Raw genomic sequence first — 586 nt, 5'->3', positions numbered from 1 at the left:
CCTGAGGCCGCGTTGCGTATCAGGCTCTAAGCCCCGCCAGTCCCCTTCCTGGCGGGGCTTCCCATTTCAGGGCCAAGCCATACAGCAGAATTTGGTCTCCTCCGACCTCGCCGGCTCCTGTGTCCACCCCCATGATGTCTGTCGCGATGTGGGCCGCACTTAGTGGCTGCCTGATGCGGCGACGACCTGCAGCTTGGTCGCAAGGAGCAGCGTCACCGCTTGGCATAACGTGTGAAGACGAAATCCCGGTTTTCGACGACGGTGTGGCATGCGACCCCGCACTTCGCGTCGTTGCCCTGGGGCGGCACATCGTCCAGCGTACCAGGCGAGAACGTGTTGGCGCTGGCGTCGTGCTTGAAGACGGCGTAGCCCCACCCGCCGCCATCAGCGAACCGCCGGCTGTCCTTGACCATAAAGTCGACGTCGTGCTGCGTGCTCGGCACCGCCGTATCCGGGAAGAACTCCTGGCCCGTGGAATTGTAGTGCACCTTCGCCATTTTGGCGCCGTCCGGGAAGGTATTGCCGTTGTCCGGTATGCCGGCTCGGAAGGCTTCGAGCGCGATCGGGTAGCCAAGGGGGACCGCGA

1 protein-coding gene is annotated in these 586 nt (G+C 64.0%); it reads right to left on the bottom strand.

Features of this window, described 5'->3' with window-relative positions; all coding sequences use genetic code 11:
- Positions 1-212: 212 nt before the first annotated feature.
- A partial coding sequence (locus F0L46_RS24690; RefSeq protein ID WP_188312136.1) for a cytochrome P460 family protein occupies positions 213-586 on the bottom strand: 374 nt, incomplete at its 5' end.

The sequence above is a fragment of the Salinarimonas soli genome (assembly GCF_008386575.1).
Lineage (GTDB): Bacteria > Pseudomonadota > Alphaproteobacteria > Rhizobiales > Beijerinckiaceae > Salinarimonas_A > Salinarimonas_A soli.
The sequence above is the reverse complement of the archived record's forward strand: the minus strand, read 5'-3'. Positions and strand labels throughout refer to the sequence as shown.